We start from the raw sequence: 21,627 nt of genomic DNA on the forward strand, positions 1-21,627 counted from the left end.
GCCTCCTGGAGGGGCGTTGGCGGCTGCTCCAACTTTCTTCGTCCAGCGCATCGCCACGTGGTGCGCACAGGCTTTCGTAGGATGGGTCGGGCGGCGTTCCGCGAGCGAAGCGAAACCCATGCGGTGGCGGTGGCACGAACCCTTGGGCGCCCGGAAATGGCCGTGCTTGAGCGCTTGCTTTAAAACCACAACAGCTAACGCAGACAGAGCCAATTCATTCGCGCTCGCGTCACAACCACACGCCGGGCCTAAGCCCGTACTGCGCCTCGTGCCCAACGGGCAGAAAACCTGAACCGCTCCCTTGCCGCCCAGTCGGAACTATCACAGGTGCCGCCAGGGCACCTGCCGTTTTCCATGCCCGGTGGCCGACCCACGCCGGCCCGGGCCCGAACAGGAGCCACCCATGAAGGCAGTCGTATTCCATGACGTGGGCGACATCCGTCTCGACGACGTCCCCGAGCCGACCCTGCAGGCGCCCACGGACGCGATCATCCGCCTGACCGCCTCGGCCATCTGCGGCACCGACCTGCACTTCGTGCGCGGCACCGTCAGCGGCATGGTCAAGGGCACCATCCTCGGCCACGAGGGCGTGGGCATCGTCGAAGCCCTGGGCAACGACGTGCGCAACCTGCAGATCGGCGACCGCGTGGTGGTGCCTTCCACCATCGCCTGCGGCAACTGCTCTTACTGCCGGGCCGGCTACTACGCCCAGTGCGACGTGGCCAACCCCAACGGCAAGGAGGCCGGCACCGCGTTCTACGGCGGGCCCCGGGCCACCGGCCCCTTCCATGGGCTGCAGGCGGAGAAGGCCCGCATCCCCCACGCCAACATCGGCCTGATCAAGCTGCCCAGCGAGATCAGCGACGACCAGGCCATCCTGCTGTCCGACATCTTCCCCACCGGCTACTTCGGTGCCGAGATGGCCGAGATCACCCCCGGCGACACGGTGGCGGTGTTCGGCTGCGGCCCGGTGGGCCAGTTCGCCATCGCCAGCGCCAAGCTGATGGGCGCCGCCCGGGTGTTCGCCATCGACCACCTCGACGACCGCCTGCGCATGGCCCGCCAGCAAGGCGCCGAAGTGATCAACTTCGACCTGGAAGACCCGGTCGCTACCCTGCGCCGGCTCACCGACGGCATTGGCGTGGACCGCGCCATCGATGCCGTGGGCGTGGACGCCGAGCACGCCTGCCACGACCACCACGGCGCCGGGCGCATGCGCCGGGAGATGGCCGAACTGACCCCGCGCACCCGCCCGGACGGCGACAACTGGCACCCCGGCGACGCCCCGAGCCAGGCCCTGCAATGGGCGGTCGAAGGCCTGGCCAAGGCCGGCACCCTGTCGATCATCGGCGTCTATCCGCAGCAGGCGCGCAGCTTCCCCATCGGCCTGGCGATGAACAAGAACCTGACCATCAACATGGGCAACTGCCACCACCGCAAGTACATCCCCAGGCTCATCGAGCTGACCCTGAACAAGCGCGTCGACCCGGCCAAGATCCTCACCCAGGTCAAGCCGATGAGCGATGCCATCGAAGCGTTCAAGGCCTTCGACCGCCGCGAGAGCGGCTGGATCAAGGTCGAGTTGCACCCCCAGCGGATGCAGCCGGCGGGCGATCGCGGCGAAGAGGTGGTCGCCGACGAGGCGCAGCTGGAGCGGACGCTGGCGGCCGCCAACCCGGCTCCGGGACGCTAGCGGAGGCGAGGATGGCTGAGATCCGTATCGGTATTTCCGGCTGGCGCTACGCCCCCTGGCGGGGTGATTTCTACCCCAGGGGCCTGGTGCAGAAGAAGGAGCTGCGCTTCGCCTCGCGGGCGGTCAACAGCATCGAGATCAACGGCTCCTTCTACGCCCTGCAGACCCCCGAGCGCTATGCCGGCTGGGCAGCCGACACCCCCGAGGACTTCGTCTTCAGCGTCAAGGCGCCGCGCTACATCACCCATGTGAAGCGCCTGCGCGAGGTGGAGCAGCCCCTGGCCAACTTCATGGCCTCGGGGCTGTTCCGCCTGGGCGAGAAGCTCGGGCCGGTGCTCTGGCAGTTCCCGCCCAGCTTCAAGTTCGACCCCGCGCTGTTCGCCGACTTTCTCCAGGCCCTGCCCCACGACAGCGACGCCGCCCGCAGCCTGGCCCGCCACAGCGACGCGCGCCTGCACGTGGAAGGCTACCTGGACATCCCCAAGGGCCTGCGCCTGCGCCACGCGGTGGAGATCCGCAACGACAGCTTCCTCGACGAGGCCTTCGTCGCCCTGCTGCGCCGGCACAAGGTGGCCCTGGTGGTCGCCGACACGGCGAAGAAGTGGCCTTACGCCGAAGACCTCACCAGCGACTTCGTCTACATGCGCCTGCACGGCGACAAGCAGCTCTATGCCAGCGGCTACTCGCCCGCTGCGCTGAAGGCCTGGAAGAAGCGGATCGAAGCCTGGAGCCGGGGTGGCCAGCCCGACGACGCCCGGCTGATCAGCGCCGAACCACCCGCCAAGCGCGCCAGCCGCGATGTGTACTGCTACTTCGACAACGACATCAAGGTGCGCGCGCCCTACGACGCCCGCCACCTGCTGGAGACCCTCAAGCTGGCCACGCACCTGCAGACCGAACCGGGCCAGCCCCTGGAAGGAGCCGACCTGTGAATACCGTCACCAGTGCCCCCTTGCCCGCCACCGACCTGCTGCCGGCCGTGCACCAGCTGCGCATCATCACGGTGAACACCCACAAGGGCTTCACGCCCCTGAACCGCCGCTTCATCCTCCCGGAACTGCGCGATGCCGTGCGCACCCTCGGTGCCGACCTGGTGTTCCTGCAGGAGGTGCTCGGCACCCACCAGTCCCATGCCAGGCGCTTCAGGAACTGGCCGCCGACGCCCCAGTACGAATTCCTCGCCGACAGCATGTGGCCCGACTTCGCCTACGGCCGCAACGCGGTCTACCCGGAGGGCGACCACGGCAATGCGCTGCTGTCGAAATTCCCCATCCTGCGCTACGAGAACCTCGACGCGTCCATCGCCGGCGTTGAGGAACGCGGCCTGCTGCACTCGGTGCTGGACGTGCCCGGCCACCGCGAGGTGCATGCCATCTGCGTGCACCTGGGGCTGCGCGAGGCCCACCGCCGCCAGCAGCTGGAACTGCTCTGCCGCCTGCTCGACAGCCTGCCGCCGCTGGCGCCGGTGATCGTCGCCGGCGACTTCAACGACTGGCGCGTGCGTGCCGACGACATCCTCGCCGGCCGCGGCCTGGTCGAGGCCTTCGTCAACGCCTATGGCGCCCCGGCGCGCAGCTTCCCGGCACGCTGGCCGCTGCTGCGCCTGGACCGCGTCTACGTGCGCAACGCCACCAGCCATTCACCCCAGGTGCTGCTGCGCCGGCCCTGGTCCCACCTGTCCGACCACGCCCCTTTGCTTGTGGAGGTGCACCTGTGAAATTCGACTGGCGTGAAGGCAACCACGTCGAGTTGCTGATCAATGGCGAGGCCTTCTTCCCGGCGGTGTTCGAGGCCATCGACAAGGCCCGCCACGAAGTGCTGCTGGAGACCTTCATCGTCTTCGAGGACAAGGTCGGCCTGCGCCTCAAGGAGACCCTGATCGCCGCCGCCCGGCGTGGCGTGCGCGTGGAGCTGACGGTGGACGGCTACGGCACCGCCGACCTGGGCAGCCGCTACATCCGCGAGATGACCGAGGCCGGCGTCAACCTGCACATGTTCGACCCGCGTCCCCGGGTGCTGGGCATGCGCACCAACCTGTTCCGCCGCCTGCACCGCAAGCTGGTGGTGGTGGACGGCGAGCTGGGCTTCATCGGCGGCATCAACTTCTGTGCCGATCACCTCGCCGACTTCGGCCCCATGGCCAAGCAGGACTACGCGGTGGCGGTGCGCGGGCCCATCGTCTGCGACCTGCACCGTACCTGCAGCCAGTTGCTGGCCCACAGCGCCAGCGAGGTGCACAGCCTGCTGCCGGAATCGCCGGAAAACCGCGAGGCCGGGCATGCCCGCATGCTGCTGTCGATCCGCGACAACGAGCGCCATCGCAACGACATCGAGGAGCAGTACCTGCGTGCGCTGCGCTCGGCCCGGCAGCGGCTGGTGGTGGCCAATGCCTACTTCTTCCCCGGCTACCGCCTGCTGCGCGAGCTGCGCAACGCCGCACGGCGCGGCGTACAGGTGACCCTGATCCTCCAGGGCCAGCCGGACATGCCGCTGGTGCGCCTGTGCTCGCGGCTGCTCTACAACTACCTGCTGCGCGACGGCGTGGTGATCCACGAATACTGCCAGCGGCCGCTGCACGGCAAGGTGGCGCTGGTGGACGACGAGTGGTCCACGGTGGGGTCGAGCAACCTCGATCCGCTGAGCCTGTCGCTGAACCTGGAGGCCAACCTGGTGATCCGCGACCCGGCCTTCAACCAGCAGTTGCACGACCACCTGCTGCAGCTCGCCGACGCCAAGTGCAAGCGCGTGACGCTGCAGCGCATCACCCGGGGCCACTGGTGGCGGGCGCCGCTGATCTTCCTCAGCTTCCACTTCCTGCGGCACTTCCCGGCCATCGCCGGCTGGTTCCCCGCCCACTCGCCGCGCATCAAGTCGCTGCAGCCGCTGGAGGATGCCGGCGTCGAGCCGGTCTACGAGCAGCAGGAGAAAAGCTCATGAGCGCGCGCAAGGCCACCTGGAAGACCTGGGCCAAGCGCGGCCTGACGGCGTTCTTCTTCTGCCTGGTGCCGGTGCTGCTGTTCATGCTGGTGAAGAACCTCGACTGGCAGGAAGTGCGCCAGGCCATCGCCAACTACAAGGCCACCACCCTGGCACTGGCCGGGCTGGCCTGCGCGGCGAGCTACGCCACCTACTGCTGCTTCGACCTGGTGGGCCGCCACTACACCGCGCACAAGCTGCCGGCCTGGCAGACCGTCCCGGTCACCTTCGTCTGCTACGCCTTCAACCTCAACCTCAGCTCCTGGGTGGGCGGCATCGCCCTGCGCTACCGCCTCTACTCGCGGCTGGGGCTGGACGTGCCGACCATCACCAAGGTGCTCAGCCTGAGCCTGATCACCAACTGGCTGGGCTACATGCTGCTGGCCGGCTGCGTGTTCTCCCTGCGCCTGGTGGACCTGCCCGAGGGCTGGAAGATCGGCGAGACCGGCCTGCAACTGATCGGCTTCGCCCTGGTGGCCGCCGCCCTCGCCTACCTCGCCGCCTGCCGCTTCTCCAAGCGCCGCAACTGGCGGTTCCGCGACCAGGAGCTGACCCTGCCGAGCCTGCGCATGGCGCTGATCCAGGTCGGGTTGGGGATGCTCAACTGGTCGCTGATGGCGGCGCTGATCTGGATCCTGCTGCCCAAGGAAGCCTTCTACCCCTCCATCCTCGGCATCCTCCTGATCAGCAGCATCGCCGGGGTCATCACCCACATCCCCGCCGGGCTCGGCGTGCTGGAGGCGGTGTTCATCGCCCTGATGCAGCACCAGATGTCCAAGGGCACCCTCCTCGCCGCGCTGATCGGCTACCGCGCCATCTACTTCCTCCTGCCCCTGGCCATCGCCTGCGTGGTCTATCTCGTGCTCGAACGCCGCGCCAAGCAGATCCGCCAGCGCGATTGGACCCACACGAGCAAGCCGGGTACGCCGGAGCCCGGCAATTGATGGGTTTCGTGCCTCTACCCATCCTGCGGGCATGGTGCTTCGTAGGATGGGTAGAGCGAAGCGAAACCCATGCTGATCCGGGCGAACACCGCGCCAGGCAGATCCGCGCACACGAGCAAGCCGGACGCGCCGGAGCCCGGTAATTGATGGGTTTCGTGCCTCTACCCATCCTACGGGCATGGTGCTTCGTAGGATGGGTAGAGCGAAGCGAAACCCATGCTGATCGGGGCGAGCGCCGCGCCAGGCAGATCCGCAGGCGGGTTGGGCGCACACGAGCAAGCCGGATGTTCCGGAGCCGGGGAATTGATGGGTTTCGTGCCTCTACCCATCCTACGTGGGCACCGTGCCAGCGGGGCGAATAACGCTTCGTAGGATGGGTAGAGCGAAGCGAAACCCATGCTGCCGGTCGCCCCCGCTAGAACCAATCCCGGCGCTCATCGAAGGCGGCGTGCACCAGGGCGACGAGGCGGCGGACCTCTTCGCGCTCTTCCTCCCCGGCGCGCACGGCGAGCCAGGCCTGCATGTCCATGCGCGGTTCGAACAGCGCCGGCAGGGCCATGAGGTTCTTGTCCAGCTGGCCGACGTAATGGGGCAGCAGGCCGATGCAGGCGCTCCACTGGATCATCTGCCGGAGCATTTCGTAGGAGTTGACCCGGGTGACCCCGGCGCGGCGCTCGGCGATGGCGAGGTTCCAGGGGCGCAGCGCCTCGATGCCGGCGTAGCCCTGCAGGTCGACCAGCATGTAGTCCGCAAGCTCCACCAGGCTGCGCGGGCGGCTGGTCTCGCGGGAGTAGCGCTTGGCGACGTGGGGCAGGTATTCCAGCTGGGCCAGGCACTCCCGATGGGCACTGGCGAAGCCCGGCCAGGGCGCGTCATCGTCGGGCGGGGCCAGCCAGACGCGCAGGTCGGTGTCCGCTGCCGGGGCTTCGCCCTCGTCCAGGCGCGCCAGCTCCAGGCGCACGTTGGCGTGCTGGCGGAGGAAGGCCAGCAGGTCGCGGCCGAGGATGTCGTGCAGCAGCGGTTCGGCGACGGCGATGCGCACCAGCGGCTGGTCTTCGTTCTGTGTCAGGCCCGGCGACAGCACCGCCAGGCGTGCCACCAGCTGGGTGCGCAGGCGCCGGCCCTCGGGGCTGAGCACCAGGGCGTTGCCCTGGTGCTGGAACAGCGGGTGCCCGGCCCAGGCCGCCAGCAGCCCGAGCTTCTTGCGCAGCAGCGTCGGCTTGATGCTCAGGCTGCGCGCCGCCTGCATGAAGCAACCGCAACGGGCCGCCACCACGAAGTAGTGCGCCGCTTCTACATCCAGGCCGAAGAAGCCGTCCTCCGGTGCATGCCCGCTGGTGCCGGCCGCGTCATGGGCCGACGCCCGTTCGTTCTCCTGAAATGCCATGAACCCTCCTCCGTAAGGTTGCCTCGCGCCGGGCCTCCCGCCCGGCGCCGTCTCAGTGGGCCCGCTCCAGCGCCTGGTTGAGGCTCGCACCGTCGATGCTCAGGGTCGCCGAGCTGACCATGCCGTCCAGGTAGGCCCGTGCCACCTGTTCCTGGCGTTGCGCGCGCAGGGCCTGGCGCAGGCGGTCGCGCACCTCGTCGAGGCTGGCGACGCGGCCGGGCTGCTGCTCGGTGAGCTTGAGGATGTGGTAGCCGTCCTCGCTGCGCAGCGGCTCGGAGACGCTGCCCACGCGCTGGCGGGCGAGTACCTGGCGCATCGCCGGGACGAACTGCACAAGCGGCTGCAGGCCGGTGTCGCCACCCTGCTCCGCCGTGCGGGCATCCTGGGAGTACTGCCGCGCCAGGACGGCGAAATCGGCGTTGGCAGCCGTCGCCCGGCGGGCCAGCTCGATGGCCTGCTTGCGCACCTGCTCCTCCGCCGCACCGGGGCCGACGGCGAGGAAGATCTGGCTGACGCGGTACAGCGCCGGGGTCATCCAGTTGTCCTTGCCGGCCTCGTAGGCGGCCTGCAGCTCGGCGTCGCCGGGGTAGTCGGCAGGCACCTGGCTGACCGACTCCAGGTAGGTGCGCAGGAGGATCTGCTCGGTGGCGGCGCGGGTCATGCGCTGGATTTCCGGACGTTCCTCCCAGCCCTGGGCCTGGGCCTGTTGCAGCAGGGCCTTCTCCGCCAGGCGCCCGCGTATCCAGCCTTCCAGGGCGCCCCGGTCGGCGCGCAGCTGTTCGCGGCTGTCCGCCGGCAGGCCGTCCAGCACCGCCTGCAGCTCACCCTCGCCCAGCTCCAGTTCACCCAGGCGCGCCACTGCGCGCCCGGCGGGGGCGGCCTGGCTGGCCACCCTCGCCTGCTGCACTTCGGGCGCGGCCTGCACCGCCGCTTCAGGCGCACTGCCCGGGCGCAAGCCGAGTGCCAGGCCCACCGCCAGCGCCACGGCGGCCAGTGCACCGATGCCGACCATCCGGCCCTTGGCGTTCATCGCGCTCACGCCTCGCTGTCGGCGGTTTCGGCCGGCGCCGGGGTGGCCGCGGCCTGCTCGCGGGCCATCACCTGGCTGTAGTCGCGCAGGTAGGCGATGAACTCCTGCAGCAGGCGGTCCCACAGTTCCATCTGGCCCTGCAGGTGCTGCGGGCTGACGCCGGCGGCGACGATGGCGTCCATCTCCAGCACGAGGAATTCACCCTGGCGCGACAGGCGGGCGAAACGGCGGCTGGCGTTCCACACCTCGGCGAGGCCCGCCGGCAGCTCGCCCTGGATGCGCAGCGCGCAGCTGAAGCAGTAGTCGAGGTAGGCGCCGGCCTCCGTTGCCGGGTTGCCGAAGCGCACGGCGAAGCCGATGCCCTGGCTGGCGCTGAGCAGTTGCACCACGCCGCCCTGCTCGCTGCGGTTGACGCGGTAGCCGGCGGCCTGCAGGCGCTCGGTGAGCTGGTCGGGGCTGATGCTGTGGATCATGTCGATTGCGGTCATTGCGCGGTTCCTTGTCTGCGGTTCGGTGCCGGCCACGCCGGCGCCCGTGGGTCACTGGCCGGCGGCGGGTGCCATGGCGGCGTCGAAGTGGGTCTTGTAGAGGGCGTCGCCGTAGGTCTGTGCCAGCTCTTCGAACTTCACCCGGGCGCTGCCGGCGAAGGGCTGGCGGATCTTCATCACGTCGCTGACGTCGATCTTTTCGTAGGCCTCGAGGATGTCCTTGGCCACCTGGTACATCTGCTGGTTCTTGGCGGTGCACTGCTGCACCTGCTCGTCACGCGCGGCGAGGTCGGTGGCCAGCTGGGCGCGGGCCGACTCGATGCCACGGGCGCGGCCCAGCAGTTCGTCGTAGGCCTGCTTGAACTTGCCCACCTGCTCGGTGCTGGCCGCGACCTGGGCCTGGGCGGCATTGCGCAGGCTTTCCTGCTGGCCGACGAGTTGCTCGGCCTGGCCGCGGGCCTTGGCCAGCTCGGCGGTGAGCTGCTTGATCTGCGCCTGGGCCGCCGCCAGCTGGCCCTCGGCTGCGGTGCGCGCGGCGGCGGCCTGGGCCTGCTCGCTCTGCAACGCCTGCAACTGCTGGGTGGTGGTGCGCAGCTGGGCGCGCAGGCGCTCCTCCATGCCTTCGGCCGAGGCCGCGTTGGCGATGCAGGCCCCCAGCAGCAGGGCCAGGCCCAGCTTCAGCGGTGTGTGCGATCGGGTGTTCATGCTCTCGCTCCTTGGCCACACACGCGTCAGAAGCGCGTGTTGACCTCCAGTTGCAGGACATCGATGTCGAACGGCGCGCCGTAGACCTCCTCCGCGCTCAGCCAGCGGACGCTGCCGACGACGTTCTTGTCGAAGCCGTAGTTGGCACCGAGGAACCAGCCCTTGGCGTTGGTGCCGCCGAGGTGGAAGGACGAGTCGTTGAAGCCGTCCGGCAGGGCGTCGGGCTCGATGCGCTTGTAGCCGGCGTAGAGGTTCCAGTCGCCGTGCTTCTTCAGCTCCAGGGCGCTGCCCAGGGTGAACTGCAGCATCCAGGCGGTATCGCCGCTCTCGATGTTGCCGCTGGCGTCGACGTTGTTGGCCAGCTGACCGGCCGAGCGCTTGCGGATCTCGCCCTCGTCGTAGCCCAGGTTGCGCACGTAGTGGGCCTGGCTGCGCAGCTTGAAGTCGTCGAACAGCGCGGTGTCCCAGGCGAGGTTGAGGTCAACCAGGTTGAACTCGGAGGCCAGGCCGAAGTATTGCGGCTGCGGCGTGGTGGTGGGGTTGGCCGGGTCGATGACGATGTTGCGCAGCTGCATCAGGGTGTTGCCCTTCTGCATGAAGGCGGGACGCGATTCGTCGGTGTCGCAGGCCGGCTGGCCGGAGTACAGGGAGCAGGGATTGGAGCGCCGCCCCTCGATGTCGTCGAAGCGGTAGTAGGCCAGTGCGCCCTTGACGCTGTTGTCCGTATCCAGCTGCCAGCGGGCGCCGAGCTGGGCGCCGTAGAGCCAGTTGTTCTTGCTGCTTTCCTTGTCGAAGCCATTGCTGCTGGCGGTGTCGGAGCTGTACTCCACCGGGAAGGCGCCGAGGGTGCCGAACAGCCCCATGTCGCGGTCCAGCGGCTGGTCGAACACCGCCGCCAGGCCGTCGAAGTTCAAGTCGCCCGAGTACAGCAGGTCGGTGGTGTAGAACGGGTTGGGCATGCGCCCGCCGGTGAGGGTCAGGCGCTCGTCGGCCTTGTAGGCGAGGTAGCCCTGGTCGAGCCACAGGTCCTTCTTGCCGAAGCCGCCGCCCAGGGTCTGGGTGGTGGACACCGGGCCGCTGTCGGAGCCGGTGCCGATGCGCATGACCGCCGTCCAGCTCGGCGAGAGCACGGCGCGCATGCCCAGGCGGGCGCGCAGGCGCAGCAGGTTCTCGCGGTCCTCGCGGGTGTTGAGCAGCGGCGGCAGCTGCCGGTTGGTGTTGGTGTTGATGTCGTAGGGGCCGCGGTCGTTGATCCGCGCGAAGTCGACGATGCGGTCGCTGTTGGTGTCGGAGTAGTAGCGCGACTCGCTGCGCAGGCGCACGTCGCCCTCCAGGCTGATGCGCGACACCCAGTCGGGGAAGGTGTTGGGCGCGGCCCAGTTCTCCTGCCTGGCCTGGGCCATGACCTCGGCCTTGACCTGGTCGCGGATCTGGTCGCGGACGATGGCCGGCACGTACTGCACGCGCACCTCGCCCGGCACCCCGGCTGGGGCCGCCGGGGCTGCGGCGGCAGCCTGGCGGGCCTGCACGGCTTCGGCCTCGGCCTGCTGGATCAGCGCCTGGGCCTGGTCCTGCTTGAGCACGCCCTGCTGCACCAGCAGGCGGATCAGGTTGATGGTGGCGTTTTCCGAGGGCGCCGGCGGTTGCGCCAGCACCGGGCCGGCCAGGCCGGCGACCACGGCGCCTATCCCCAGCGCCAGTCGGCTCATTCTGCAGATCATGGTTCTACTCCTTGGCTGTTCTTGGTGGCGCGGCCTAGCTGGGCCGGCGTCCTTGCAACGAGATTCGGACCGGCATCGACATCGAGGCCGGCGGGCGTTCCAGGGCGGGCGAGGCACGCAGCGCGGCCAGCACCTTGGTGTCGAGTTCGGGGTCGCCGGTGGACCGGGTCAGCTCCACGCGGGTGACCTGGCCGCCCTGGTCGATCCACACGTCCAGGTGCACGCGGAAGGCCAGCGAGCGCAGCTCGGGGCTGTCGCGCATCAGGCGCTGGAAGGCGTAGGCGAGGAACTGGCTGTAGGTGCCGTTGCCCAGGCGCCCGCCGCCGCTGCCGGCCATGCCGCCGCCCTTGCCGGCGCCGATGTTGAAGGCGTCGGAACCGGCCTGGGCGTCGCCGTCCATCTGCATGGGGTTGGCCAGGTCGTCGGCGGGCGTCGGCGGTGCCTCTTCCTCCGGCTTGACCTCCTCGGGCTCGGGGGTGGGCTCCGGCTCGACGATCTTTTCCTCCACCGGGGTTTCCGGCTCCGGCGGCTTCTCCTGCACCGGCGGTGGGGGCGGCGGCGGTGGCAGCGGGATGATCGCGGGGATCTTCGGCGCCTCGCGGCGCACGCCGCTCATGTCGTTGGCCCACTGCCAGAGCAGCCAGGCGAGGCCGGCGGCGACCAGCGCCCCCACGCCCCAGGCCAGCGGACGGCGCCATGTCGGCTCGGCGCTGCGGACTTCGGCGAGCCCGCCATCGGGGCCCTTGCTGGGAAAGGTGGTCATGGTCAGCCCTGGTTCGGTTTGCCGGTGACCAGCCCGACCTGGGACAGCTCCAGGCGCCGCAGCAGGTCGAGCACTTCGATGACCTTCTGGTACTGCACCGTGGCGTCGCCGCGCACGATCACCGGGAAGTCGGGGTTCAGCGCCTTCTCGGTGCGCAGGCGGTCCTCCAGCTCCGGCAGGGTCACCGGGTAGGCGTCGAGGAACACCTGGCCGCCGTCGTTGACCGAGATGGCCTTGGTCTTCGGCTGCGCCAGGGAGATGGCGGCGCTGGCCTTGGGCAGGTTGATCTGGATGCCCGAGACCTGGGCGGTGGCGGTGAGGATGAACATCACCAGCACCACCATCAGCACGTCCACCAGGGGCGTGATGTTGATGCTGTCGACGGCGGCGTCCTCGTCGTCGTCATGGCTGCTGCTCAGGTTGGCCATGGCAGCGTCCTCAGGCGGTCAGCGGCGCGCTGCCGGCGTGGAGGCCCCGCCGGTGCGCCGTTTCGCTGAACTGGGATTCGCCGTGCACTTCGGCCAGGCGGGTGACGAATTCGTCGACGAACACCCGCATGTCGGCGCTGACCTCGCGGTTGCGGGTGGTCAGGCGGTTGTAGCCGAACAGCGCGGGGATGGCGACGAACAGGCCCATGGCGGTGGCCAGCAACGCGGCGGCCATGCCGGGGGCGATGGCGTTGATGTTCACATCGCCCGCCATGGCGGTGCCGAGGAACACCACCATGATGCCCAGCACGGTGCCCAGCAGGCCGATGTAGGGGCCGCCGGCGATGGCGTTGGACAGGGTGGAGAGGCGCGAGGACAGCTGCTGGTTCTCGCGGGTGCGCACGCCGTCCATGGAGGCGCGGATGGCTTCGATGGTGGCGGCGGAGATGGACGAGGTGTCGGCGCCCTGGTCGCGGCGGGTGCGGATTTCCTTCACCGCCACCTGGTACAGGTGCCAGAGCGAGGAATGCACCAGAGACTCGTTGAGGGCGCGGTCGTCGGCGAGCAGCTCCAGGCGGGTGCCGACGCGGGCGAACTGCTCGCGGAACAGCTGGTTGGCGCGTATCACGCGGGCCACGCTGCGGCTCTTGCGGATCATGATCACCCAGGACTGGATCATCATCAGCACCAGCACGGCGATGATCACCCAGGCGTCCACCGGCACCGCCTTGAGCAGGAAGCCGAGGCTGCCGAAGCCGAAGCCGGACTGTTCCTCGTCCACGCCGTAGACCACCAGGCGCGACTCGGCGCCCTGGGCCGTGGCGTCGGCGAGGATCAGCGCCGCCGGGCGCGCGACCTTGGACAGGCGCAGTTCGTCGATGGCGCCGGCGAAGGCCCCGAAGGCGGCCGGGGCCGCGGTCTCGGCGGTGGCGCCTTCGACGGGTGCAGCCGGCGCGGCCTGGGTGTTCGGCAGGTCGGCGCCGATGGCGATCACCGAGGCGAAGGCCGGCAGCGAAAGCGCCAGGCTGCCGGACTCGCGGCCATTGACGTACAGGCGCAGGGCGCTGCCATCGGCGCTCAGGGCCAGGTGCTGCCACTGCCCGGCGGCCAGGGCCTGGGTGGCCTGGACGCGCTGGCCGTTGACCTCGACGAAGGGCAGGCCCTGGGCCAGGCCCAGCAGCAGCGCGTTGCCGCCGTCACGGCGGGCCAGCAGCAGTTGGTCGCCAGCGGCCTGGTCGGCGCGCACCCAGGCACTGAAGGTGAAGGCGCCACCGGCCGGCAGGGCCAGGGACGGGCTGGCCGGCAGCATCAGCGGCTGGCCATTGAGCTGGGCGGCGCGGCCGATCACCCCGTCGATGCTGCTGGCGGGCGGCGTCTGCCCGTGGTTGCCGTAGGCGGTGGTGTCACGCGGGGGGGCGCCGACGGCACCGTCGAAGTGGTAGACCAGGCTGTAGTCCGGGTCGAAGGTCAGCTGGCCATTGCCGGTGGCCGGGGCCTTGGCGTTGCCGTAGTACATCCAGATGTCCTGGCGCTGGCCGCCTTCGACCTGGGGCACGTCGACCCAGATCAGCGCCATGCCCATCAGCGGGTCGAAGCTCTCCACCTGGTGGTTGAGCACGGTCTTGTCGTCGGCGGCGACGAAGCGGATGTCCGAGCCGTTCTCGTTGACCCCGTCGAAGCTGAAGTTGCCGGTGTGCAGGCGCACCAGCAGCGGCGTGCGCCCGGCGGCCTGGTCGATGGCCGCGCCCTGGGGCGTGGTGTCGACGGAGATCTGCTTGCGGTAGAGCCAGTCGTCCTGCCACCAGGCACTGGCGATCGCCGGGTACATGAGCCCCAGGCTGATGAGCGCGGTGAAGATCAAGCGTTGCATGTGTGTCACTCCGGAGTCGGTGCCTGTGGGGTCAGAAGTTCGCCTGCACGCTGAAATGCACGCGCGGGTCTCGTTTTTCGGTGTTGGGGCCGTCCTTCAGCGGGTAGCCCCAGTCGAGGCTGCCGGACAGCCATTCGCGCAGCGTGGCGCGGGTGCCCAGGCCGACGCTGGCGAGGCTGTAGCTGTCGTCCTGGTCGGGCAGCGGGTCCTGCAGGGAGAGCTGCGCGCCCTCGGCGAAGGCGTAGAAGCGCCAGTCCTCGACGTAGCCGGCCAGGCCCTTGCCGAGGAAGGCGGCCAGCGAGGGCGTGCGCAGCTCCTGGGAGAGCAGCCAGCCGTCATCGCCGGTGCGTTCGGCGGCCAGGTAGCCGCGCACGCTGGTGGCGCCGCCGGCGGAGAACTGCTCGTTGGAGACCAGCGGCCCGGAGGCCAGCTGGAAGCCCAGCTTGGTCGCCGACTGCCAGTCGCCGCCGAAACCGAAGGTGTAGGTGGCGTCGCCCTTGAACACGGCGAAGCTGGGGTTGGCGCGGTAGCGCTTGTAGTCGAATTCCTCGGCGTCGCTGCCGTAGCCGAGGAACTCGCGGGTGCCGGCCACCAGCGCCAGGCCGAGGCCCAACTGCGAGGCCTCGGTGTAGCGGTAGCCGTTGTAGCCCAGGGTGATGGGGGCGTACTTGAGCGGCACCTTGTCCTCGGCGCCGCCGAATTGCAGCGACTCCTCGAAATCCTTGAAGTCCACGCCCACCGACAGCGAGTGGGCCCAGGGCCCTTGCGGCGGCAGGCCGTAGATCAGCGAGACGCCATAGGAGTGGCCCTTGCCCAGCACGTTGCTGCCGCCGATGGTGGCCACATCGCTGTCGGACTGGTAGCCGGAGAACTGCAGCGTCCAGCGTTCGTCCAGGGGCGCGGCGTAGGAGCCGGACCATACCTCGGCGTTGTCGCGGTCCTCGGGGGCGGTGAAGTAGGTCAGCGAGGCGCTGTGGCCACGCTGGAAGAGGTTGTTGTAGCCAAGGCTGACCACCGAGCGCAGCTTCTCGGTGTCGGCGCTGTAGTCGTTGTTCAGGCCGACGCTGGCCTGCCAGGGGTTCTTGTCCTCCACCTGCAGGTCCACGTCCATGGTCCCCGGGCGCTGGCCCTCACGCACCAGTGGCACCACCTGGCGCCCGGGGTTGCGGTTGATCGCCGCCAGCTCGCCCTGGACCTTGGCGAAGTCGGGCACCTTGCCCTCCTCCAGCGCCGGCACGTCGTCGAGGATGGCCACGGGCGAGTAGTGCCTGGCACCGACCACGCGCACGCGGCCGACCTTGGTCTCGCTGACCTGCAGGTAGAGCACGCCGCCTTCCACCTGCTGCTCCGGCAGCTCGACGAACACCGACTGGTAGCCCTTGCCCTGGTAGCGCTGCTGCAGGGCGTCGCGGGCGCCCTCGATGTCGGCGAGGCTGCGCTGCGGGCCGAGGAAGGGGTAGACCGCCTCCTCGATGTCGCGGGCCTCCAGCACCGTGTTGCCACGCACCACGTACTCGTTGACGTCGACCCGCCGCGCCGGGGCGTCGGCGCCCGCCGCCGGCGGCGCGCCCTCCTCCGCGAACGCCGGCGCGGCGTGGATCGCCAGGGCCAGGCAGGCCGGCGCGAACGGCAGGCTCAGGGCCGCGGCGACGCCTCGTTGGTTGAATGACAGATGACCCACACAGCCCCCTCGTGAAATGGCGCCCGGCATCCCCGGGCCACTTTCCGTGCAGGCGTGCCCGCGCCGAACGCGCGTGCCGCACCGCATCAGTGAACGTTTCGTTGTTGGTTCGCAGGCCGCCTCAGCGTTGCCTTGCGCCGGCCGCGTGGCGGGCCAGCCAGGTGTGCAGCTGGGCGAAGTTCAGCGAGAACTCCGGCATCTGCATCAGGCCGCCGGAGAACACCTCGCCGATCACCCGCTCGATCAGGCGCACCGCCTGCGGGTTGTCCAGCACCTGCCCCAGGTCCCGGACGAAGACCGAAAAGCCCCAGACCCGCTGGTTCAGCTCAAGGCCCACGAACCAGCGGAACAGCAGGTTGTAGTTGAGCTGCTCGTAGAGCTGCTTCTCGCTGGGCAGCGAATAGAGCAGTTGCAGCAGCAGCGCATGCAGCAGGGCCGGCAGCGGCACCTGCAGCTGCTGGGCGCGGGCCCAGCCCTGCAGCTCGGCCAGGGTCTGGCCCATCACCTCGTCGATCTGCGGCCGCAACAGGACCAGCGAATGGCCGGGCGGGATGTAGCTGGAGACTTCCTTGAGCGCGCTCTGCCAGTCGTCCTGGGACACGATCCAGACCCAGGGCGCGCCGTAGCGGTAGACCGAGACCGGTTTCTTGCGCGCCGCCTCGACGATCTTCGACAGACGCTGGTCGAGCTCCTGCATGCCCACTTTCGAGTAACCGTCCATATTCCCCATCGCCCCTGTTCCACTGGCCTCGGCACGCCCGCAAACCGCGGGCGAAAGTCGTCGCCATCCCTGGCGACACGTTCCCTTTCGGCGATATCCCTCGCCGTTGATGCTCCGTACATCACCTTGACCGGGGCCGGATGGCACCACCGAACTTTTGTCATCGAATCTTCATGAACGGAGGACGAAAGACCGTTTCTTGCGGCTGGAAAAGCGTCTGGAATGGGCATTACAGGGCAGCCACGCCCACCTCCGCCCGGTGGATGCAAAGAGCGGCATCCACCCTACGCACGGCCCTCCCCCGCGCCTCGCTCGGTGTTCGTAGGATGGTTAGAGCGCAGCGAAACCCATGCAGCGGATTTGGCAGCCCCTCCAGGATCGCCAAGGGGCAGTCCGGGGCACCCGGACCCTCTGCCATTTCTGCAGAAACGGCTCGCCTGAAATGAAGAAGCCCGGCTGATGCCGGGCCTCTTCATGGGCACGTAAAGGGCTTAGCGACGAACGCCCAGGCGATCACGCCGCACCGCCTCGCGGGCGGCACGGAACAAGTCGCTGGCATCGGACAACAGCAAGTAGGCCGCGTCGGCCACATTGGCCAGATCACGCCCATCGACACAGGAGCCCTCCATGCACGAGAGACTGGCGAGCAAATCTCGCGCAGCAACCAGGCGGTACTCGGCTGTTTCCTGGAGTTCCATGTAGGACCGGCTGCCATCGAGCAAGAGGACAGAAGAACCGGAAGGGTTGGCGGAGAGCGGGCGCAGGTCAGCCATGTTGAACACCTCCACCACTGCAACGGTGGCTGGGTGCGAATACAGAAGAGATGAAGTTATCGAGAGCGGCGCGAGTCATGACGTGAGGCTCCTGGTGTGAGAAGAAGGCGCCTGCAATCGGATAGGCGGCGCCTGTGCACCTAGAGAGTTCGACCGGCCAAGATCGGCTGCGGGATTGACCGCAACGGGCGGACTATATGAGGCAGTGGGAAAGCCTGCAAGGGCAGTTTTGCATGTGAGTACCGCTAACGCCTGCCAGGTGCGAGCCCTTAAGAAACACAAAAAAAGAGCGGCAGTCGCCTGCCGCCCTCGGGAAAGGGGTGCCGCCCCGAGAGGCGGCCGGGGGTGAGGTCAGAGGGTCAGGTTGCGCTGCTCCTCCGGAGTCAGCTGGTTGCGTGTCTGGTAGTCCAGCTGGCCGGCGGAGCAGGTCATTGCCGGTCTTCAGGGTGGCGCCGCCACAGGCCTGTTCGCCGCCTCCGCACTCGGCCTCGGCGCCTTGCTGCTGGCCTCCGAGCAGCTGTTCAGCCTGCTCAAGCTCGTCGGCGCGCTCTACCTCTTCTACCTCGCCTGGCAGAGCTGGAAGCAATCGCGCAACGCCGCAAAACCTGTAGCCGCCGAGGAGCAACCGATCAACCCCGGCTTCCGCGTCCTCTACTGGAAAGCCTTCGGCCTCGCCGCCAGCAACCCCAAGGACATCCTCTTCTTCGCCGACTTCCGGCCCCAGTTCATCAGCGCCGACCGCCCGCTGCTGGGCCAGCTCTCGGTGATGATCGCCACCTGGGCCGTTCTGGACCTCGCCTGCAAGCTCTTCTACGGCCTCAGCGCCCACGCCGCCGCCCGCTACCTGCGCTCCGGCGAAGGCCAGACCTGGTTCAACCGTGTCAGCGCCGGGCTGTTCGGTGCGGCGGGCACGGCGGCGTTGATATCCCGCTGAAACGGCCCTCCTGAAATGACGAAGCCCGGCGGATGCCGGGCTTTTTATGATGGGGCGAGAGCCTAGGCCGTTTGACAGAAATCAAGACAGCTTGCCTTGTAACTACTTCCGCCATAGCTGGCCATCAACTTCGACTATTGACGAGTAGTGAAGACAGAATTACTACACTACCAATAGTGATTCTGCAAAATTCACTTACTAGCATCATTGGTGCGAGACTTAACTGACACACCATTTCACGCGCTGCGCCCCTCAAACAATGTCTATTTAAGAGCCCATTCCTAGCACAACCCCAAAACAACAAGATCAGCCTTGAACTCATCTACCTCTTCTGCTGGCAAACCTTCAAGCACGTCAGATATCGACCTATCACTCAGCAAGCTACAAATAGCATCTTTATGATATTTTTGCGTTTGGAGCGACGCACGCCCTGCCTGCATCACAAGAGCCAAAACCTCCAACATCAAATTCTCAACAGGCATGTCAAAAGCATTTTCAAGCTCACCATATGCATAACCAGCCTCGCTTTCACCCTCAACCCAAGCGCTACTACTCTTAAGCTTTAACTTACAGTAATTATAATAACAGCTTAAAAACATTGCTCGTATCTCACCATAACTTACGCGATCTTCCATATGGGCCTCTATGATTTTCTTGGGGGTCTTAGCATAACCCCCTGATTATCAAAAATATTGACTATGATATTTGGGTATCGCGCCTTGAATTGCTCGACAACACCTAGGCAACTTACACAAGCTGGCTTTTCGGTGAATATATTTACAGTTCCCTTTGCAGCAGTATTACTACCCAGCTGATCAGCAATATTGTCGAGTATTTTATATTCCGTATCTGCTCCTCGATAAACCATAGCACCCGCTTTATTAGGCACAGACTGGGCAACAAAATTCCCACTTCCAGATCCCACCAAACCTTTACCAGCGTCAGAGACCTGGCTATGTGCGGCCATTTGTTTGGGCAATCCAGGAATCTCTATTTCAGCAACAGCTACGTTACCACTCCGTCGCAGATCAGAAGGCAGCCCAGCTCGGACGTCCATAACGTGCTGTGCGAACGCTCCACGATCAACTGCCGCCGTAGTTGTTTTTACAGCATCCGTAGCATGAACCACACACCCACCAGCCCCACACTGCAAGCAATTACCGGTGTTGTGCACCCACGTTTTCAGGTTCCCTACATAGAAGGTATGGCCAATATCCACCGTCAGGTTGTAGGTCACCCCTTGAGGCTGAACCATCTCAATGGATTCGACCAGGATGGAAGCATCATTGCTGCTGCCATCGCCCAGCGACTGCAGTTCATCACCCGGTTTGAGGCTGATCGCAGGCACGAAGTCATTGCGTACCGGTACATAGAAGGGGTGGCCCGGTGTGACCAAGAGCGTGTCGGCCAGATCCTTGTCAGTAGACTTCAGCTTCAGCCGGTAGATCGCCTGGTCCGTGCGTACATGCGTGGCCGTGACTGCAGCGGCAAAGGGTTTACCGCCCTTCTCCGGTTTGCTCCAGACAATGTCTCCTGCCTTGATGGTCTCAATGGCCTTATCGCCATCCGGAGTCGAAACCATGGTCCCGGCTGCAAAGCAGCAAGGCTTAACCAGCTTCCCAGTAGCAGTCTGGTCGTAATACTTGGCCAACTCTTGCTGAGAGGGCGCAACTTTACCGGACTCGAGCCCCCTGAGCTTCTCACTGAGCCGCTCAATAGCAACGACACTTTCAGCAACCTTGGTACTCAGCTTGCCACCGCCTGCGGCTTTCAGAACAGTCGCCAGCTTCTCGAGCTTGGCGAGTTTGGCTGCAGGCCCTAACAAATCCCAGACACCGGGTTCAATTATCTCACTGACAACTTGTCCCAATTCTGCAACAGCTTTGAAGTTACCAGCGATGCCCTCATGCATCTTCTGTATTTCACGAACTTCGACAGGCAGACCATTAAGCTGCTTATCAATATCAGCCAGAAGAGCGGACAACTCTTTTTGGGTGTCTTTTATAACCAGCTCACGAGACTCTGAATCCAGTATCTTCTGCAGTTCATCGGGATTCTTCGAATCTACTTCGGCTCTTGCTTTGGCAGCATCCTTGTCGCTCGCGGCATTCAGCTTGTCGGTGCCGATAGCGATAATTTCCTTTTGAACATTCTGCCTATCAACCAGCTGCTGCGAAGAAAACTCCTTCTCTAGAACCTGACTTGCGAACCTGTCCCCTACCTGGCGCATGGCGTCCTGACCAGCCAAGATCTCCTGCTCTATCTGCTCGCAGTTGCCGTTGGCGCGACAGTTCTTCAGCCGCTCGGTGTTCTCTGCGCTGATCTTCTTGAAGTCTGCGACGACCTTGTCACAAGCAGCTTGAGTAGCGCACTGATTAAGCTGTTTGACGAATGCTTCAACATCTTGGTGCCGCAGGTAGTTATTGGCAGTCGCGTTGGCCGCAACCGTCGCTGCTACCTGCGCATCCCCACCTGACAACCCCGCGGCCAAAACCCCCACCAGCTGGGAAAGCATCAACAGCTTCTGCCTTCCCTCCTGATAGGCCGCGCTCGTTCTTTCCAGATCGGCAGGAGCAATATGATCCCCAATCCAACCCAACATGACTTCGTTGGCACCCGCCGCGATAGCACCGGTACGGAAGTCGCCGCCCATAGCCTCGGAAAGCATCCCCCCCAAGGTGGCGTGCAACGCAATTTTCTCGAAGCTGCCGGACTCAAGCGGCAGTTTCCCAATGGCATCTGCGCCCATGGCACCGGCAATACCTACAGCATTGCCCAGCGCAGCATCTCGAAGGTTGTCCTTGATGCTACCGCCGTAAATAGCGGTTTTAACGCCCGCTTGTACGACAGTTACCTTGGCCACCTCTCCAACACTCTGCCAGCTGAACCCCACCGCCCCTGGGTCGTACCCACCAACCAGCCCAGCGGTTACACCGCTGGCAACGTAACCCTTCACGGAGTCCTTCGAGGTCATGTCCTTGGCGATGGCCCCCAGGTTTCCGCGGTTGTTGATGGTGCTGATCACACCCTTGGTCGCCACGCTGGTAACGACGGCACCGCCAACCGTACTGCCAAGTGCACCTGCAGCAGCGGGCCCGAGGACAGCCGCCATCACGATCGCGATGATCAGTTGCGCGCCAGCACCCAACCCTGAATTGCTGTACTTGAAGGAGTCGTGGATCTCTTTCACGCGACGCCAATCCACATCACCTCTCTGCTCTGCGTCTTTCAGCCAAGCGAGCTGCGGATCGGCGGCCACCATGGAGTCGATAGTCTGACGGACGCTCTGCTGGTCGATGTGTTTGATATCGATCTTCAGGCCGTCGGCAGCCTTGATAGCGATTTCGCCCTGAGCGACTAACTGACTCTGCAATACCGTTTCATCGGTCTTGCCTTTGCCCTCCATGGAGTTCCACACGAAGCTGCTCTTGCTCTTCTCATGGCTCTCCTGGTGCATGTCCTTCACCGCTTCGAAGGTGATGGCACCGCCACTTTCAAGGGTCAGGTTGCCGC

17 protein-coding genes and 2 pseudogenes are annotated in these 21,627 nt (G+C 66.4%); 6 read left to right on the forward strand and 13 right to left on the reverse strand.

Going from position 1 to position 21,627, the window contains the following annotated elements; translation table 11 throughout:
* Window positions 1–403 precede the first annotated feature (403 nt).
* From DMX10_RS29085 to DMX10_RS29105, 5 genes are read left to right on the forward strand one after another with little or no spacing between them, the layout of a single operon-like run.
* On the forward strand, window positions 404–1,693 hold the full coding sequence (locus DMX10_RS29085) for a zinc-dependent alcohol dehydrogenase (protein ID WP_111264369.1): 1,290 nt from the start codon (window positions 404–406) through the stop codon (window positions 1,691–1,693).
* Between the two features lie 11 nt (window positions 1,694–1,704).
* Window positions 1,705–2,625 carry a DUF72 domain-containing protein gene (locus DMX10_RS29090; protein ID WP_111264370.1) on the forward strand — a complete coding sequence of 307 codons (921 nt, stop codon included), beginning with the start codon at window positions 1,705–1,707 and terminating at the stop codon, window positions 2,623–2,625.
* Entirely contained in the window at window positions 2,622–3,410 is a 789-nt protein-coding gene (locus tag DMX10_RS29095) for an endonuclease/exonuclease/phosphatase family protein (protein ID WP_111264371.1), read from the forward strand. Before DMX10_RS29090 ends, DMX10_RS29095 begins: the two co-directional genes overlap by 4 nt.
* The gene (gene clsB / locus DMX10_RS29100) at window positions 3,407–4,630 is read left to right on the forward strand and encodes a cardiolipin synthase ClsB (RefSeq protein ID WP_111264372.1); all 1,224 of its coding nucleotides are present in this window, start codon (window positions 3,407–3,409) and stop codon (window positions 4,628–4,630) included. Before DMX10_RS29095 ends, clsB begins: the two co-directional genes overlap by 4 nt.
* Window positions 4,627–5,613, forward strand: coding sequence for a lysylphosphatidylglycerol synthase domain-containing protein (locus tag DMX10_RS29105; RefSeq protein ID WP_111264373.1), 987 nt, complete (start codon window positions 4,627–4,629; stop codon window positions 5,611–5,613). The genes clsB and DMX10_RS29105 overlap by 4 nt, the downstream gene beginning before the upstream one ends.
* A 415-nt stretch (window positions 5,614–6,028) precedes the next feature.
* Here DMX10_RS29105 and DMX10_RS29110 read toward each other — a convergent pair whose 3' ends face one another.
* From DMX10_RS29110 to DMX10_RS29160, 11 genes and pseudogenes are all read right to left on the reverse strand, one after another.
* Window positions 6,029–7,000, reverse strand: coding sequence for a LysR family transcriptional regulator (locus DMX10_RS29110; RefSeq protein ID WP_111264374.1), 972 nt, complete (start codon window positions 6,998–7,000; stop codon window positions 6,029–6,031).
* Between the two features lie 52 nt (window positions 7,001–7,052).
* Window positions 7,053–8,030, reverse strand: a complete 978-nt coding sequence (locus DMX10_RS29115) for a peptidylprolyl isomerase (protein WP_111264375.1) — start codon at window positions 8,028–8,030, stop codon at window positions 7,053–7,055.
* Window positions 8,031–8,035: 5 nt separating this feature from the next.
* Window positions 8,036–8,518: a YbjN domain-containing protein gene (locus DMX10_RS29120; protein ID WP_111264376.1), complete on the reverse strand. Its 483-nt coding sequence runs from the start codon at window positions 8,516–8,518 to the stop codon at window positions 8,036–8,038.
* A 51-nt stretch (window positions 8,519–8,569) separates the two neighbouring features.
* On the reverse strand, window positions 8,570–9,223 hold the full coding sequence (locus tag DMX10_RS29125; RefSeq protein WP_111264377.1) for a DNA repair protein: 654 nt from the start codon (window positions 9,221–9,223) through the stop codon (window positions 8,570–8,572).
* 26 nt (window positions 9,224–9,249) lie between these two features.
* Window positions 9,250–10,944, reverse strand: coding sequence for a putative porin (locus DMX10_RS29130; RefSeq protein WP_111264378.1), 1,695 nt, complete (start codon window positions 10,942–10,944; stop codon window positions 9,250–9,252).
* A gap of 34 nt (window positions 10,945–10,978) precedes the next feature.
* On the reverse strand, window positions 10,979–11,707 hold the full coding sequence (locus DMX10_RS29135; protein WP_111264379.1) for an energy transducer TonB: 729 nt from the start codon (window positions 11,705–11,707) through the stop codon (window positions 10,979–10,981).
* A gap of 2 nt (window positions 11,708–11,709) precedes the next feature.
* On the reverse strand, window positions 11,710–12,135 hold the full coding sequence (locus DMX10_RS29140) for a biopolymer transporter ExbD (protein WP_021221719.1): 426 nt from the start codon (window positions 12,133–12,135) through the stop codon (window positions 11,710–11,712).
* A 10-nt stretch (window positions 12,136–12,145) separates the two neighbouring features.
* Window positions 12,146–14,005: a DUF2341 domain-containing protein gene (locus tag DMX10_RS29145; RefSeq protein WP_111264380.1), complete on the reverse strand. Its 1,860-nt coding sequence runs from the start codon at window positions 14,003–14,005 to the stop codon at window positions 12,146–12,148.
* Between the two features lie 31 nt (window positions 14,006–14,036).
* Window positions 14,037–15,716 carry a ShlB/FhaC/HecB family hemolysin secretion/activation protein gene (locus DMX10_RS29150; protein ID WP_111264381.1) on the reverse strand — a complete coding sequence of 560 codons (1,680 nt, stop codon included), beginning with the start codon at window positions 15,714–15,716 and terminating at the stop codon, window positions 14,037–14,039.
* A 294-nt stretch (window positions 15,717–16,010) separates the two neighbouring features.
* Window positions 16,011–16,125 (reverse strand): annotated as a pseudogene (locus tag DMX10_RS33800) (transposase); the annotation flags it as partial.
* A gap of 773 nt (window positions 16,126–16,898) precedes the next feature.
* A complete protein-coding gene (locus DMX10_RS29160) occupies window positions 16,899–17,180 on the reverse strand; it encodes a hypothetical protein (RefSeq protein WP_111264383.1) in 282 nt (93 codons plus the stop codon).
* Between the two features lie 451 nt (window positions 17,181–17,631).
* Here DMX10_RS29160 and DMX10_RS29165 point away from each other — a divergent pair.
* Window positions 17,632–18,114 (forward strand): annotated as a pseudogene (locus tag DMX10_RS29165) (LysE family translocator); the annotation flags it as partial.
* Window positions 18,115–18,395: 281 nt separating this feature from the next.
* Here the strand turns inward: DMX10_RS29165 and imm2 are convergent.
* Window positions 18,396–18,749, reverse strand: a complete 354-nt coding sequence (imm2, locus tag DMX10_RS29170; protein ID WP_111264385.1) for an Imm2 family immunity protein — start codon at window positions 18,747–18,749, stop codon at window positions 18,396–18,398.
* 8 nt (window positions 18,750–18,757) lie between these two features.
* On the reverse strand, window positions 18,758–21,627 hold a 2,870-nt coding region (locus DMX10_RS29175), incomplete at its 5' end, for a deaminase domain-containing protein (RefSeq protein WP_178083029.1).

The organism is Pseudomonas sp. 57B-090624, from assembly GCF_003234055.1.
GTDB lineage: Bacteria > Pseudomonadota > Gammaproteobacteria > Pseudomonadales > Pseudomonadaceae > Metapseudomonas > Metapseudomonas tohonis.

Excerpts from the sequence above, each read along its gene's own strand:
- DMX10_RS29085 (WP_111264369.1), top strand. The coding sequence starts at position 404 with ATGAAGGCAGTCGTATTCCATGACGTGGGCGACATCCGTCTCGACGAC.
- DMX10_RS29090 (WP_111264370.1), top strand. The coding sequence starts at position 1,705 with ATGGCTGAGATCCGTATCGGTATTTCCGGCTGGCGCTACGCCCCCTGG.
- DMX10_RS29105 (WP_111264373.1), top strand. The coding sequence starts at position 4,627 with ATGAGCGCGCGCAAGGCCACCTGGAAGACCTGGGCCAAGCGCGGCCTG.
- DMX10_RS29110 (WP_111264374.1), bottom strand. The coding sequence starts at position 7,000 with ATGGCATTTCAGGAGAACGAACGGGCGTCGGCCCATGACGCGGCCGGC.
- DMX10_RS29115 (WP_111264375.1), bottom strand. The coding sequence starts at position 8,030 with ATGAACGCCAAGGGCCGGATGGTCGGCATCGGTGCACTGGCCGCCGTG.
- DMX10_RS29120 (WP_111264376.1), bottom strand. The coding sequence starts at position 8,518 with ATGACCGCAATCGACATGATCCACAGCATCAGCCCCGACCAGCTCACC.
- DMX10_RS29125 (WP_111264377.1), bottom strand. The coding sequence starts at position 9,223 with ATGAACACCCGATCGCACACACCGCTGAAGCTGGGCCTGGCCCTGCTG.
- DMX10_RS29130 (WP_111264378.1), bottom strand. The coding sequence starts at position 10,944 with ATGATCTGCAGAATGAGCCGACTGGCGCTGGGGATAGGCGCCGTGGTC.
- DMX10_RS29135 (WP_111264379.1), bottom strand. The coding sequence starts at position 11,707 with ATGACCACCTTTCCCAGCAAGGGCCCCGATGGCGGGCTCGCCGAAGTC.
- DMX10_RS29140 (WP_021221719.1), bottom strand. The coding sequence starts at position 12,135 with ATGGCCAACCTGAGCAGCAGCCATGACGACGACGAGGACGCCGCCGTC.
- DMX10_RS29145 (WP_111264380.1), bottom strand. The coding sequence starts at position 14,005 with ATGCAACGCTTGATCTTCACCGCGCTCATCAGCCTGGGGCTCATGTAC.
- DMX10_RS29150 (WP_111264381.1), bottom strand. The coding sequence starts at position 15,716 with ATGCCGGGCGCCATTTCACGAGGGGGCTGTGTGGGTCATCTGTCATTC.
- DMX10_RS29160 (WP_111264383.1), bottom strand. The coding sequence starts at position 17,180 with ATGGCTGACCTGCGCCCGCTCTCCGCCAACCCTTCCGGTTCTTCTGTC.
- imm2 (WP_111264385.1), bottom strand. The coding sequence starts at position 18,749 with ATGGAAGATCGCGTAAGTTATGGTGAGATACGAGCAATGTTTTTAAGC.